This window comes from Streptomyces griseorubiginosus (assembly GCF_017614965.1).
Lineage (GTDB): Bacteria > Actinomycetota > Actinomycetes > Streptomycetales > Streptomycetaceae > Streptomyces > Streptomyces griseorubiginosus_B.
This window is the reverse complement of sequence record NZ_WVUG01000225.1, coordinates 1-14636: the sequence shown is the minus strand read 5'-3', so window position 1 is coordinate 14636 and position 14636 is coordinate 1. Positions and strand designations below refer to the sequence as shown.

The 14636-nt window shown below is 67.9% G+C and carries 10 protein-coding genes and 2 pseudogenes; 6 read left to right on the top strand and 6 right to left on the bottom strand.

Features of this window, described 5'->3' with window-relative positions; genetic code table 11:
• The 3 genes and pseudogenes from GRC12_RS31575 to GRC12_RS31565 all read left to right on the top strand — a co-directional run.
• Positions 1-275, top strand: a pseudogene (locus tag GRC12_RS31575) (hypothetical protein); the annotation flags it as partial.
• Positions 272-1062: pseudogene (gene istB, locus GRC12_RS31570) on the top strand (IS21-like element helper ATPase IstB). The pseudogenes GRC12_RS31575 and istB, both read left to right, overlap by 4 nt.
• A 125-nt stretch (positions 1063-1187) precedes the next feature.
• On the top strand, positions 1188-2423 hold the full coding sequence (locus tag GRC12_RS31565) for an MFS transporter (RefSeq protein ID WP_208782961.1): 1236 nt from the start codon (positions 1188-1190) through the stop codon (positions 2421-2423).
• Between the two features lie 419 nt (positions 2424-2842).
• On the opposite strand, the gene GRC12_RS31560 is transcribed toward GRC12_RS31565, so the two are convergent.
• From GRC12_RS31560 to GRC12_RS31545, 4 genes are all read right to left on the bottom strand, one after another.
• Entirely contained in the window at positions 2843-3517 is a 675-nt protein-coding gene (locus tag GRC12_RS31560; RefSeq protein WP_208782960.1) for a nucleotidyl transferase AbiEii/AbiGii toxin family protein, read from the bottom strand.
• Positions 3514-3852, bottom strand: a complete 339-nt coding sequence (locus tag GRC12_RS31555; protein ID WP_308286678.1) for a hypothetical protein — start codon at positions 3850-3852, stop codon at positions 3514-3516. Before GRC12_RS31555 ends, GRC12_RS31560 begins: the two co-directional genes overlap by 4 nt.
• 146 nt (positions 3853-3998) lie before the next feature.
• Positions 3999-4748: a hypothetical protein gene (locus tag GRC12_RS31550; RefSeq protein ID WP_208782959.1), complete on the bottom strand. Its 750-nt coding sequence runs from the start codon at positions 4746-4748 to the stop codon at positions 3999-4001.
• 13 nt (positions 4749-4761) lie between these two features.
• Positions 4762-6648, bottom strand: coding sequence for an Hsp70 family protein (locus tag GRC12_RS31545; protein WP_208782958.1), 1887 nt, complete (start codon positions 6646-6648; stop codon positions 4762-4764).
• Positions 6649-6870: 222 nt separating this feature from the next.
• On the opposite strand from GRC12_RS31545, the gene GRC12_RS31540 reads away from it, so the two are divergent.
• Positions 6871-7179 (top strand): DUF6003 family protein, encoded by a 309-nt coding sequence (locus tag GRC12_RS31540; RefSeq protein ID WP_208782957.1) that lies wholly within the window; start codon positions 6871-6873, stop codon positions 7177-7179.
• 66 nt (positions 7180-7245) lie between these two features.
• Here the strand turns inward: GRC12_RS31540 and GRC12_RS31535 are convergent, their stop codons facing one another.
• A complete protein-coding gene (locus GRC12_RS31535) occupies positions 7246-7938 on the bottom strand; it encodes a hypothetical protein (protein ID WP_208782956.1) in 693 nt (230 codons plus the stop codon).
• A 442-nt stretch (positions 7939-8380) separates the two neighbouring features.
• Positions 8381-11395 carry an FG-GAP-like repeat-containing protein gene (locus GRC12_RS31530; RefSeq protein ID WP_208782955.1) on the bottom strand — a complete coding sequence of 1005 codons (3015 nt, stop codon included), beginning with the start codon at positions 11393-11395 and terminating at the stop codon, positions 8381-8383.
• A 304-nt stretch (positions 11396-11699) separates the two neighbouring features.
• On the opposite strand from GRC12_RS31530, the gene ligA reads away from it, so the two are divergent.
• Together ligA and GRC12_RS31520 are read left to right on the top strand one after the other, a co-directional pair.
• Positions 11700-13784: an NAD-dependent DNA ligase LigA gene (ligA, locus tag GRC12_RS31525; RefSeq protein ID WP_208782954.1), complete on the top strand. Its 2085-nt coding sequence runs from the start codon at positions 11700-11702 to the stop codon at positions 13782-13784.
• Positions 13785-13799: 15 nt separating this feature from the next.
• Positions 13800-14129: a barstar family protein gene (locus tag GRC12_RS31520; RefSeq protein ID WP_208782953.1), complete on the top strand. Its 330-nt coding sequence runs from the start codon at positions 13800-13802 to the stop codon at positions 14127-14129.
• Positions 14130-14636 lie beyond the last annotated feature (507 nt).

Here is a 14636-nt window from a genome sequence, read left to right as displayed (position 1 = left end):
GCCCCACGCACGTCCCTCTCCCACCGGCACACCCGCCACGACGCGCGCACACCCTGGAGGCCCTCAAGGCCGCCCAGGCAGCCGGTCGGGCTCCCACCGTCACCGCGGCGCCGACCGCGGCGGACCAGACGGAACTGCTGGATCCGCAGTTGCCGCAGGTCAGCCATCTCACCCCGCGTCGTCTGGCCAGGTCTCTGCCCGAGGATGCCCGCCCGCTGCCCCGTCTGGAGCAATGGGACGAACTGCTGAACCTGCGACGGAAGGATTCGTCATGACTGCCGCCCAGCACGCGCTCACCGCCCAGGCGTCCGACGCCGCGATCGACACCGCCTGCCGGATGCTGCGGCTGCCCACCATGAGGTCCCAGGCCGCCGACACCATCGCACGAGCGGAGCGTGAGGGGCTCTCCTACGCCGGGTTCCTCGCCGAGCTCCTGCTCGCCGAGTGCGAGGACCGCGACCGCCGCCGGGCCGAACGCCGCATCCGGGCCGCCCACTTCCCGCGTGAGAAGTCGCTGCGCGAGTTCAACTACACCGCCAGCCCCAACGTCGACCCGGCCGTCATCCACAGCCTCGCCACCTGCGACTGGATCACCAAGGGCTATCCGCTGTGTCTGATCGGGGACTCCGGCACCGGCAAGTCCCACCTGCTGATCGGCTTGGGCACTGCGGCCGCCATGGCCGGCTACCGCGTCCGCTACACCACCGCCGCCGCCCTGGTGAACGAGCTCGTCGAAGCAGCCGACGACAAGCAGCTCGGCAAGACCATCGCCCGCTACGGACGCGTCGACCTTTTGGGAATCGACGAACTCGGCTACCTCGAACTGGACCGGCGGGGGGCGGAGATGCTCTTCCAAGTTCTCACGGAGCGCGAGGAGGAGAACAGCATCGCGATCGCCTCCAACGAGGCGTTCACGATGGCTGGTCAAAGACGTTCACCGACCCGCGGCTCTGCGCGGCGATCGTGGACCGGCTCACCTTCAACGCCACCCTCATCGAGACCGGCACCGAGTCCTACCGGCTCGCTCGCACCAGGGCGAACAAGGCCAACGGGACGAAATAGCCGTCTTCCCCAGTGCGCGGGGGACGGCCGGAGTCACCCGCCCGAGGCGACCCTCTTGTTATTGCAAGTCATATGCAACAAGCTGGGCGGGCCCTTACTGCCTGTCGAGGACGTGGAGTTTTGTCATGCCCCGCCTGATGCCGGACACGCGACCGCAACGCGTCCTCGCGGCCTCGAACTTCGTCTACACCGTCGGCAGCGGCCTCTACCTCACCGCCGGAGTGCTGTATTTCACCGAGGCCGTTCACCTTCCGGCCGGCCAGGTGGGGCTCGGGCTCGGCATCGCCGGCCTTCTCGCGCTGGCCCTGGGCGTCGCGGTCGGCCATCTGGCCGACCGGCACGGAGCACGCGGCATCTACGCGGCCACCCTGGTGGTCCAGGCGCTGGCCACGGCCTGCTTCGTCCTGGCGGACAGCTTCTGGCCGTTCGTCCTTGCCGTCTGCGCCGCCGCCGCGGCGAAGGCGGCCGGAATCGCCGCCCGCTCCCCGCTGATCAGGCACTACGGAGGCGACCGGCCGCAGGAGTTCCGGGCCTATCTGCGTGCGGTGACCAACGTCGGCATCTCCCTCGGCGCCGTGCTGGCAGGCTGGGTCGTCCAGGTGGGCACGCTCACCGCCTATCAGCTCATGGTCATCGGCAACGCGATCGCCTTCGTGGTCTCCGCGGCCATCTTGCTCCTCCTGCCGCCCGTCGCGCCCGTCCCCACCACCGGCGGTCCTCGCTGGATTGCCCTGCGGGACCGTCCCTACCTGCTGCTGACCGCACTCGACGGCATCATGGCCATCCAGTTCAAGGTGCTCACCGTGGCCATCCCGCTCTGGATTGTCGGCGCCACCACCGCCCCGCACTGGCTCATCTCGGCCACCATGCTCACCGGCACCGTCATCGTCGTCGCCTTCCAGGTCCGGGCCAGCCGCAACGTCGATTCCCCCGCCGCCGGCGCACACGCCTACCGCCGGGCAGGCGTGGCCTTCTTGATCGCTTGCTTACTGATCTCGCTGTCCGCAGGCATACAGGCGTCGGCCGCAGCAACCCTGCTCATAACCGCGGTGGTGATCCACACCATCGGTGAACTATGGCACTCCGCCGCAGGCTTCGAGGTCTCCTTCGCTCTCGCCCCGCAGCACGCCACTGGTCAGTACCTTGGCGTGTTCGGACTCGGCGCCGGCCTCGCCGAAGCCCTCGGACCAGGACTCCTCATCGCACTCTGCATCACCTGGGGCCGCCCTGGGTGGTATGTCGCGGGAGCCATGTTCGCGCTGACGGGCTTGGCAGCACCACCCGCTGTCCGCTGGGCACAACGCCACCAGCACGCTCTGCGGACCCAGCTTGCGCCCACCGAGAGGGCGTCAACCGCCTGATCGACATGAGGAAGCAACTCAACCCGTCTTCCACGGAGCCAAATTCGAACCGCCTTCCGGGGCCACCTCACGGCGCCTGATCTTCACGATTCATCCGCGAACTGGGGCCAGTTGGAGTCGCCTCCGGTGGGGCCAAATGACACCGCCCTAGCCACACCAAGCACCCCTACCACGACCGCGCTGCAGCGCTCGATGCCTACCGCAGCGCACCAAATCCGCCGTGACGCGTCGACTACAGTCACGCACGGCAGCCAGCCGACGTCTGCCCCCGGCGCTCGCGCTCCACCCGCTTCCGGGCCGCTGCAGGGGCTTCATCCCGCCGGGCCCGCCATGCGCTGGCTCGATGATGAACCCACCGTCCGTGCCCGCTGGCGCGCCCTCGTAACCGCCCGCCAGCACGGCAATCAGTAACAGCCAGGTCAGTCGCCGTCCTCGTCCTCGGCATACGGCTCGGCAAGCCGCAGCCCGAGGTCGTCGAGCCAGTTCTGGACCCAGGCGCGCAGTTCGGCGATGTCGATGGGGCTCATATCGTACGCGGCGTACTCGCGGTCGGAGGTGAAGTCGACAGCTTCGAGCCGGCCGTGGAGTTCCTCCAGGTCGAACTCCTCGTCGTGCTGCGCGCCCAGACGTTCAAGTTCCCCGAGGCTGTACAGCTCGCGGGCGCTGAAGACGTCGATGACATCGCGAGGGAAGCCGCGATCGTGCAGAGCGCGGACCTTCAGCCCCACCGCGTCATCCCTGGACAGCGTGGGCCCAGCCTTCGTGCGGGTGGGCGGCCGGTGGAAGATCTCTTTGAGGATGTCCAGCTCACAGGACTCGCCGGTTGCCGCGTCGGTGGCGAGCAGACGAGCCATGCGTGGGGCGACCTCAACGATGCGGATGGTCCAGCCCTTGTCCTTCAGGCCGGCAGCAACGGCGCCGGTGATCTCGTTCATGCCCGCAGGTGCGTCGGTGGCCAGGTCCAAGTCCTGGCTGGTGCGGCTGACCAACTCATGGGCTTGGATGGCGTAGCCGCCGGCCAGCACCAGCCGGTAGGCGTGACCGCTGGCCAGGGCGTCGCTGAGTAGGCGCCGGTGCAGATCTGGAAGTCTCATGCGGCAGCGGCGGCCGCCAACTCGGGAAACTGCTGCTCCCAGCACGTGCGGACCGGCTTGCCCACGGCGATCCGCAGCCGCGGCCAGTGCCGCACGAGTAGCTCGGCGTTGAGGTAGCGGGTGAGGTCCTCGCGCAGACCATTCGTAAGCACGATGCGATACAAGCCCAGCAGCAGCTTGTCGTCGCTCACCTCGAAATGCCGCAGCCCCGACCACGCCAGATGCAGAGGCAGCTCCACCGTTCCGGACGTCGGTCCGGACAGCTCATCGAGGTGCGTGGGTAGACGCTCGGCCAGATGAGCCCAGCGTGGAGCGGCGCCATGGTCCACAGTCACTTCTCCAGTATGCCCCTGATGAGATGGGCCATCGCCCATTACCGCAAGGAAGCAGACACGGCCGAGCCGACCGCCGCAGATCCTCACGCTGACCGACGGATGCCGCAAGCGGGCTGGCCCTGCGACTGAATCGAGAGGCGTCGGCATCAACCGGGGATGGAAACGCCGGTGCAGACCTTCTGCCGGCTGAAGACCTGATCGGCTACAAGGTAGGCGGGAGCGATCACGAACTGGCCGGGCAGTGTGCTGTCGCACGACGGCCAAGTTTCCTGCCACTCCTCGTCGAGGGGCTCGCCTGGCACGAGCTCGAAGTCCCAGTGCACTGGCAGCCCCGTCTGCGCCGAGCGCTGCCGGAGATCGAGGGCACAGTTGCTCAAGCGGCTGGCTTGCGGTGCCAACGGGTCAAGGCGGGATTTGCCCACTGCCGTTAGGACCGCCTTGCCGTCCGGTTCGTCCGGGCCGAAGAGGACGGAGCAGATTCGCCCCATGAGCCACAGCATCGTGGGAACGGCGCCGGGCGGAGCTCCGGGAACTGATTGGGCAGCTGCCCGGGCCACGCCCTGGACCTTCTGCTCGACGAGGGCGTCGTATTCGCGGGCGATGACGTGATGAGCGCTGTGTGCGTTGGACGGGACGTCGGCACGGGTTTCCGCTCGCGCTGCCATCAACGCATCCAGCCGTCGCTCCACGGACTGTAGGCGGCCTTCCATCTCGCTGCAGGCGTTTTGCAGCACTCGGTGCTTGCGCTCGAGCACGGTCAGTCTGCGGGCGCCCGCATCGAGTTCCAGGTCCAGGCGCCGGGACGGTTTGGCCGGCGGATCACCCGGCACGGCGCTTTCCTGGTGGCTGAAGGTCTCGGCGGGCGGTGTCATTGAGAGCATGTCTCGGAGGGCCATGGTTGTCCTCAGTTCAGTAATTCGTCAGGAATCGGAGTGAGGTGGCAGCTTCCTCGCCGCTCTCCCGCACCACCGCACGGGCCTTGATCTCGGTTTCGCCGAAGCTCATGTACAAGGTGACGCCGCGATCTTCCAAGGCGAACGCCATGACCTTCTTCAGGTCCACTGTGATCTTGCCGAGGTACTCGCAGCCCGGATCGGTGACATAGCGAGGATCCGGCTCCGTGGAGGAGAACAGGCTGAAGGTCAGCTTGCGGGTCGTGCCCTCGAGCGGGACGTAGGACAGGTGCGCTTCATCGTCCGTGCTGACCAGGTCCCCGCGGGTGACGAGCTTGGAGAACCTCGCCCTGCAGTGGGCCTCACCCGTGCTCAGAGTGAAGCGGTACTCCTCCGGATCGACGCCTTCCTCGAACTCCGGGCAGTAGCAGGTGCCGTAGGTCAGCCTGCTCCGCCGTGCACGAGTGTGCGGTTCGTAGGCGTAGTGGGCGGCCCCATAGAGGACGGCGGCACCTGGGTCGGGCGGCACGAGCACGTTGGCACGGTTCTTGAGATGCTCCTTGACTGCGTGCTGGAGCATGGGGGATGCGCTGAAGCCGCCGACGAGGAGGACGATCGGGTCGCTGCTTCCTGCGGTCGCGGTGTTCTCCACTTCCTTGAGCTGCTCGTCGATGAGGTCGAGGACGTCGGGCAGGACGTTGTCGAACAGGCGACGGGCCTCGTCGGCAGTGACGACGATGGCGTCCGTGACACCGTTTTGCTTGCGGGCGAGACGCTTTCGTACCTGTGCACCGATTCGCCGGTCGATCGCCGTCGGCAAGGTGAGATAGATAGGGTCGGTCTCGCCGGGCCCGAAGTGTAGCTTGGCCCGCTCAAAGGCCTCGGTGAGGTCCAAGAGCGCCTCAGGGTGATCCGCCGCGAGATCCTGCAAGATCTCCAGCTTGCCGAAGCGGTCCAGGAGATGCTCGTCGCGGAATGCGCGATTGATCTCTTCTGCCCCGTGGGGACCTCCAATGGGGAGGCCGATCTCGACCATCCGGCCTTCGGCGTCGGTCTCGTAGGCTGTGAGGTCGACGGTGCCGCCGCCGCAGTCCACCACCACGAACCGACTGCCAGGCTCCATCAAGCTGGCGCCGTCCGTGGCGCCGCCGGCGACTTTGACGCCACTGACCAGGGCATAGTGAGCTGCCGCTTCCGGTTCCAGCGCAAGGATGAGCCGGCCGTCCTCAGTGGGGAATCCGGCTTTCCCAGCGATGTCCCGCATCACCTGCTTCTGCTCGTCGGTCCAGATCGCCGGCACGGTCAGACACCAACGGATGTCGTCCCGGTCGTAGCCGCTGGCAGTGACCTGCGTGAGCGCCGTCTCGTAGAGCTTGCGCAGGTACGCGGCAATGAGTGACTCCGCGTTCTGGCGACGTGTGCCGGACAGAACAACGAGGTCACTGATGCTGTCCTCCTCCGCCCCTTCCTCCTCGCCCGTGCTTGCAGCAACACTCTCCGGTGTCACGTCGTCATCATTCTCATCTTCGTCTTCGTCCTCGTCGTCGCCCCATTCGGAGTCCTCGATCACTGACTTTTCGCTGCTTCGTCCGGAGCGGTCCGCAATTGCCTGCTCCATGAGCCCCATCTTGAAGGCGTTGAAGTAACGAGATTCATCACCGCCCTGAGCATTCATCAACGCTCGTCTCCGCGCCTCATAGCCCCATGCAAGGACTTCGCCTTGCGCGTCGACGAGAAGCGCGGACAGATTCTTCACCGAGGCGACGGGCTGCCCCGCCCACGTGTTGAAGAAATTGATGCGCCGCTGGGCCGGGTCGTCGTTCCTGCCCCCGTAGGTGCACCACGAAATTCCGGACCCGTGTGTCCCGAAGTCAATCCCGACCACCACTTTAGGTACCGCCACACCGACCTCCATATCACATGCCAGCGGACCAGGCGCCACCGCGGCCGCAGGTGAGCGGCGCGGGCCTGCCGCCGGGGGAAGCATCACGGGCATTTCCCGTTTTGGGCAACCTGCCATACACATCAGCCCCATTTTGTGCCCGTCGAGCCTATTTCCCCGACTACTCACACATGAATATCAACACAATTGGGTGTGCAGGACTGAACATGTATATTTCTGCACATGCCTGAAGCGATCCCGGTCGAAATGGAGTTGCTGGAGACGCCTGCGCCAGCCCCCCTCACGCAAAGAAGTGCGTCCCGGACACGCAACTCGAAGCAGGCATCACCGCCGACTGCTGCTGAGAGTGGAACACCGGACATGGTGAAGGAAAGCGAGGCTGAACTCGTGGCCTACCGGCAGTGCATGGAGTCGCGTGACGATCTGATCCGTAAAGCCAAGGCGGCCGGCCTTACCGAAGTCCGCATCGCACAGCTAGCGGGCCACTCTCGCAACACTGTGCGTGCCGCGCTCGCTCATAGAGGCAAGTGAGAGCGTTTAGCCCTGGCTGGGTTACGCGGGCACACGCTCAAAGCCCCGCGGATCTGGGTGAAATCTTCAGCGATGGCGACCACGCGGTCCACGGCTTTGACCGTCCTCACCATGAACAGCATCATCGGTCACCTCCCCGCCTCCAGTACGCCCCCTCGTGGCTGGAGGCGCCAGCGGCCCGGCCGCCGCGTGTGGTTGCTGGGTTGTTGGAAAGGCGGCCAATCCCCGGGCGTCCTTCGACCACTTCCTGGCGGCCACGACCTGCCGACGGACCACCTCGGCCAAATGCCACCCGGGACATATCGGGGCCCCCGGCCGTCCGGCCAGGGCCCCCGGTGCCCGCGCTAGGGGGCGGGCAGTGCTGAGGGACAGTCCCACGAACGGCAGTTCGCGGACGCCGAAGCCGCGATTGCGGATCAACCCGTTGAGCACGGCGGCGAAACCGGTCTCGGCAGGGCGGTGGTGCGGCGAGGCCGGCTGCACGAAGGCTGTCGGGGCGGCGACACGCGGCAACGAGCGGACGAAGCCCTCCAACAGGGCCAGCTGCACGTGGTCGCAGTGGCTGACACGGTAGGCGAACTGCCTCACGACCTTGGCGTCGCGCTCCGGGGGAAGGAGTGCCGCCGGCACCGGGTGGCCCGCGACGACGAGCAGGTCGGCGGCCGGTATGTCGAGCTCGGCGGCGAGTTCGGTGAGACGCTGCGGGGCGGTGCCAGTTCCGCTCCCGGCAAGGTTTTTGAGAATGTCGGCCCGTTCCATACACGGACGTTAAGCCCCGACCCGCAATTGAATGGGGCTGGACAACAATGTGGGACAAGGTTCCTTGCGCGGGCCGGCGGCTGCAGACCGCTGTTGCCCGCTCTGAAGGTACGGATGGGGCACGCGGTACAACGGGATTGCTGCGAGCGACTTCAGTGGGAGTCGGTCGGCGTCCCAGTCCGGCTGCTCGAGCGGCATCGGCCACTGCTTCGTCGTACGTGACGAATGAGGTGAGCTGGGAGCGAATGCGGAGAGCCGTTGACAGGTGGCTGGCGTCCAGCCAGTCGCACAATGCCTGCGACTCGGACTCGGCGTGGAGGAGTTTTGTCGATGCGCGGGGCGACCGAGCGGAGCCGTCGCGACTGCACACGAGAGTCATCTGCGGCGCGGCCGAGGCCGGAGGGCCTCGCGCGGACATCCCGTCACGGGCGCACTCGGGCGGTCAGTACAGGGCCTTGTAGCCCTGCCACCCAGCGGCGATCCCGGTGCGAGGGCCGAAGGAGCCCTTGCCGTCGCCGTTGTTGCGCCACAGCTTGCCGGAGGTGTCGCGGGAGACGATGTCCGCCCTCCCGTCTGCAGTGATGTCGCCGACGCCCACCACGACGTTGTAGGAGGCGCCCCAGTTGTCGGCCACCTTGACCCGTGCCCTGAAGCCGCCGGTCGCCGTGCCCGAGTACCGCCACAGCTCGTTCGACGTGTCCTGCGCCAGCAGGTCTCCGTACCCGTCCCCGTTGAGGTCGCCGACGCCGATGATCTTCTTGTAACCGGACCACTTGGAGGAGATCTTCACCCGTGCCGAGAGCTTTCCGCTGCTTGTGGCCTTGTACAGATAGATGTCACCGGTGGACGCCTGACGGGCGATCAGGTCCGCCCGGCCGTCACCGGTGATGTCGCCCGGTGAGGTCAGCACGTTGTACTGGTTCCAGCCCGACGTTCCCAGCGCGGTGTACGGCGTGGACGTCGTCAGGGCCTTGCCGCATCCCGGGCGGTACGCCCGCAGCGCACCGCTGCTGAACCGTACGAGCACGTCATTGCAGCGATCACCGTTCAGGTCTCCGAACGGCACCACCGTGATCGAGGCCGGCCATCCCGAAGCCGAAGTCTTCGTCGAGAACTTCCCGGCGCCGTCGCCCCGGTGGAAGGAGAGTGCACCCTGGGAGGTGAGCGTGAGCAGGTCACCGATGCCGTCGGACGCGACATGGTCGCGTCTCACCGCGGCGCCACCGGTCAGCTTCAGTGAGCCGGACGCCGTCGCCGGCGCGCCCTGCTTGTCAGCCGGGGCCACCGTCAGCGTCCAGCTGTACGTGCCGTTCGGCACATACGCGCCGTTCGATGTCCTGCCGTTCCAGGACGTATGGATCGTGTCGTGCGCGGCGCCATCGGACAGCGTGCGCACGCTGGCCCCGGTCGCCTTGTTCCTGAAGGCCAGCGTCCACGATGCGGCCGGCTTCGACAGCCACCACGTGCCGTCCCATGAGGACGACGAGTCCACCAGGCTGACCGCGGGTTCCGTCTTCGCCCCCAGGAGCGCGATGTCCGTGGCGGGGACGCCGCTTCGTAGGACGTGGATGTCCTGGGAGGCCGGGTCCACGTAGCCGACCAGGCCGGTGTACGGATCGACGTCCCACCTTCCGGCCTTGGCCGCCAGGGTTCGGCTCACCGCGGAGCCGCTCGTGACGTCCGTGAGGATCAGCGCTGCGGATGTGGCGTCACGCGTGACCAGGAAGCCGTCGCCCAGGTGCGCCTCTGCGCCGGGGGGCACGGCGATGAGCGTCTTCCTGCGGGTGTCGTACACGAAGGCCTTCTGCACGCTGCCCTGGGGAAGATCGCACGAGCCGGACCAGTACACCCAGCGTCCCACCGCCTGGAAGTTGCCCGGAGCGCAGCCGCTGCCGACCACCCGGAACGACGTGATCGGGTTGCCCGAACGCACCTCCGTGGCCGTGACACTGCCGTTCCCGGCCGCCGTCCACAGCGTTTCCCCCCACAGGGCGGAGGGGGCCGCACCGGCTGCGCCCGTACGGGTGAGCACGACCTTGCGTGTGTCCAGATCCGCCACCACCAGGCCATCTCCCGCGGGCGAGGGCCCATGCCAGGCCGCATACCGGCCCTCGACGTCCGCGAGGCCATGGTGGTCCTGGAGGCCGGAGGTCACCACGGTGCCGGGAAGGGACTGACCCCGGTCCAGGACGGAGATGTCCCCGGCCGTGTTCCGGATGACCGCCCGGCCGTCACCCGTACCCATCAGGTCGGGACAGCTTCCGTAGTCCCCGGCCATGACCCCACACCTTTGGGTCGCTCCCCGGTCCGTGCGCGTGCCCGCCGTCAGCGCCTCCGCCGTGGCCAGCGAGCGGCTGTACAAGTGCGTCGCCCCGTCGCCGGACTCGTAGGTCATCAGCTCACCGCCGCTCAGGTCGAGCGACTCGATCCCCATGGGCACGGCCGGAAGGTCCACGATCCGGTGGACCCGGGGCAGACCGTCGGCCCCCGCCTGGACCTTGGCGATGCCGTAGTCCAAAGAGGACTCCCCGCCGGCGAGGACCAGGCCGCCGTCGGGGGTCATGACGGTAGCGGGATCCGCCCGCTTGAACAGGGGCAGCTCCGCGGAGCCGTCGAAGGGCAGTGCTGACACACTCCAGCCGGAGGATCCGCTGCGCCGCGCGACGACGAGCGCGTCACCGACGACGCCGAGGATCGTGTTCTCAGAGGTGCGGGGGAACGCAACCTCATGAGTGGGCGAGTCGTAGGCACCCTTGGCATACACCCGCACCCGGGACGTGCCGTACCAGCTGACCAGGTAGTCGGATCCGACCACGGTGTCCGAGTTCGCCACCAGTGGAGGCAAGATCGTGGCCGCACCGGTCTCGGCATCCACCCAGGCGTAATGGAGGACATGGTCCGGTCCGTCGTAATTGACGAGGATGCCGGAGGCGGAACCCCTGGGAACGAAGGGGAAGACCGTCCCGTCCGGGAATCCGGTCACGGGCTTCTGCACCGTGCTGCCGTTCTCGTTGTGCAGCAGGAACAGCTCAGTCCGTTCCCCACCGGTCGACGTGCTGGTCAGGACAGTACGTCCGTACGTCTGCAGATAGCTCTGGCCTGCTGGGATGGCCACGGTCTCCGCCGTACCGGTGCCCATGTCCCGGAGCAGGACCTGCCCACCACTGCTCTGGGTCGGGCCAAGGGCGACGACGTCCGAACCGGTGCCGTACGAACCCGCAGTGCGCGGCCCGAGTCCCTCGCCACCTTCCACCGGCTTCCGGCTGCCGTCGTAGCTGGTCCACCACAGGCCGGAACCCTCGGCGGTGGAGCGGTACTCGAGGAAGCCGGAAGCGCCCGCGCTCTGCAGATACGCCGTGCGCGGGGTCGTGCGCATGGTGGCCGGAACGATGATCTCCGTTGCGGTCTCCGCGTGCGCCGGCGCCACCAGCGGCACGGCGGTCACAGAGAGCGCCAAACCGATGATCGTGGCAAGGGAGCCACGCATGAAGGTACGACGAGTCACTTGCTTCCCCTCCCCGACGGAGGGCCCCATCCCCCCGAACAAGCGGGCGAATACTAGCAGTTGTTCAAGACGGATGACCTAGCCGAGCCGGTTGGCCGACCCGCGTGCGGATGGCGCGGCCACAGCCTTTAGCGGGCGGGCCGCCGGATACCGGGTCCGCCGTGGGAGAACCAAGGGAGCGAGCAGGATGGCGGCGGCCCTGTCCTTCCGTGCGCGGCCTCGGGCATTGTCAGTGCCGGCGTGCAGGATGACGGGCATGACAACCCCTGCAGCTGTGATCACGGATTCCGCCGCCTACGCGCAGGCGGTCGAGGACGCGGTGAAGGCGTCGGCCGCCTACTACACGGGCGGCACGTCCGTGCTGGACGATGACGCCTACGACCGGCTGGTGCACGGCATCGCCGCGTGGGAGGCCGATCACCCTGACCAGGTGCTGCCCGACTCTCCGACGGGCAAGGTCGCCGGCGGCGCCGTGGAGGGCGATGTCCCGCACACGGTGGCCATGCTGAGCCTGGACAACGTGTTCTCGGCGGAGGAGTTCACCGCCTGGACCGCCTCCCTCGCGCGGAGGATCGGCCGCGAGGTCGAGCGGTTCAGCGTCGAGCCGAAGCTGGACGGTCTTGCGGTCGCCGCCCGCTACACGGGCGGCCGGCTGAGACAGCTGATCACCCGCGGGGATGGGACGGCCGGGGAGGACGTCTCGCACGCGATCGGCACCATCGAGGGCCTGCCCGACGAACTCGCCGAGCCGGTCACCGTCGAGGTTCGCGGCGAAGTCCTCATGACGACCGCCCAGTTCGAGCACGGCAACGAGGTGCGCACCGCGCACGGCGGGCAGCCGTTCGCCAACCCGCGCGGCGCCGCGGCGGGCACCCTGCGCGCCAAGGAGCGCGCCTATACCGTGCCGATGACGTTCTTCGGCTATGGCCTGCTTCCCCTGCCCGGCACCGCGACCGACCTCGGCGTACGGCTGGGCGAGCTCGCCCACAGCGACCTGATGGTGCAGGCCGCCGCGTACGGGATCAACACCACCGCTGGGACCGCGGTGCCCGGCATCACCGCCGACACCGTCGAGCAGGCACTGGCCCGGGTTGAGGAGATCGCCGCGGCGCGGGCCGAGCTGCCGTTCGGGATCGACGGGATCGTCATCAAGGCCGACCTGGCCGCTGACCAGCAGCAGGCGGGCTCGGGTTCGCGCGCGCCGCGGTGGGCGATCGCCTACAAGCTGCCGGCCGTCGAGAAGATCACCCGGCTGCTCGCTGTGGAGTGGAACGTCGGCCGCACCGGCATCATCGCCCCCAGGGCCGTCCTGGAGCCGGTCGAGATCGACGGCGCCACCATCACGTATGCCACTCTCCACAATCCGGCCGACATCACCCGCCGCGACCTGCGACTGGGTGATCACGTCATGGTCCACCGGGCCGGGGACGTCATTCCCCGCATCGAAGCCCCGGTCGCCCACCTGCGCACCGGCGACGAACAGCCGGTCGCCTTCCCCGAGGTGTGCCCGCGCTGCGGTTCCGGCATCGACACCAGCGAGCAGCGCTGGCGGTGCGAGCAGGGCCGCAGCTGTCACCTGGTGGCTGCCCTGTCCTACGCGGCCGGCCGCGACCAGCTCGACATCGAAGGCCTCGGGCACACCCGCATCGTCCAGCTCGTCGACGCCGGCCTGGTGGCCGATCTCGCGGGCCTGTTCGCTCTCACCCGCGAACAGCTCCTCGGCCTGGAGCGGATGGGTGAGACCAGCGCCGACAACCTGCTGGCCGCCATCGCCGCGGCCAAGGCGCAGCCGCTGTCGCGGGTGCTGTGCGCGCTCGGGGTACGCGGCACCGGCCGCTCCATGTCCCGCCGCATCGCCCGGCACTTCGCCACCATGGACAACATCCGCGCCGCCGACGCGGCAGCGATGCAGCAGGTCGAGGGCATCGGCACCGAGAAAGCCCCCTCCATCGTCGCCGAACTCGCCGAACTCGCCCCGCTCATCGACAAACTCGCCACCGCCGGGGTGACCATGACCGAACCCGGCGTCACACCGCCTACCTCGGGCGGCGACACGGGCGATGCCGACGGCAACGCCGAACCTGTGGGCGGGCCGCTGGCAGGGATGACCGTGGTCGTCACCGGTGCAATGACCGGGCCCCTGGAAGATCTCAGCCGGAACCAGATGAATGACCTCATCGAACGGGCCGGCGGCCGCTCCTCCTCCAGCGTCTCGAAGAAGACCACGCTCGTCGTCGCCGGGGAGGGTGCGGGATCCAAGCGGGCCAAGGCCGAGGATCTTGGAATCCGTCTGGCCACCCCCGACGAATTCGCTGCGCTGGTCGCCGACTATCTCAACTAGAGCCTGTCTCCTTGGATGAGGGCTGACTACTCTGTCGTGGTGGCCGAAAGGATTGAGTCGGAACTGGTGGTTGACCTGCGGGGTAGGCCGATTGAGACGCTCGACGACTTCTGGGACGCCGTGACTGAGCCGTGCGGACTGCCGGTGTGGTTCGGCCGAAACGCGGAAGCCTGGCGGGACACCATCCAGACACGAGGCATTTCCGAGGTCATCGACAGCTACGACGTCCTGGTCGTGCACGTGGACAGGCGCGGAGTCTTCGCCGCCCGGGACCGCGAGGCGCGAGCCCTGCGAAGTGCCTTCTCGGGGAGGCAGTCGCGACTGGTCGTGCACGAGCTGCTCTGATCAGCGCGCGGAGCGGGACCAGATCAAGATGGCCGCCAGGTGCAGAGCCAGGGTTGCGCTTTTTGTATGCCCCGCATCGAAACCTGGCTGTCAGCCTGCAAAGAGGCTGGCAGCCCACGTCCTTGTGCAGTGCAGCCGTTTCTCCTCCGCGCCCATTGCAGGAGCGCGTCGAGAAGCTCGTGCTGCTGCGCCCAGGTGGCGACGCCGAGGACGCCCGCGGCGAACCCGCGAGGGTGTCGGCCCACAGCGCGTACGGAGTGCCGTGGCGCAGGTACGACAAGACCAGGAGGTCGGCCAGGACGTCGTCGTGTCGGAACCATGGTTGCGGACGTACGAACGGGCGCGGCTACCGTCGCGCGGCAAAGGCCCGGCAAAAAGCGCTAGTGCTGTGACCGCGTTGGTTCGCCGGGTTGGTCAGGCCACGCTGGTGAGGGGGCGTCCGCCCCATCGGATGCCCTTCTCGCTTCGGATGCGGGCGCGTTCCTTGCGTTCGGCGGCGAGGACGTC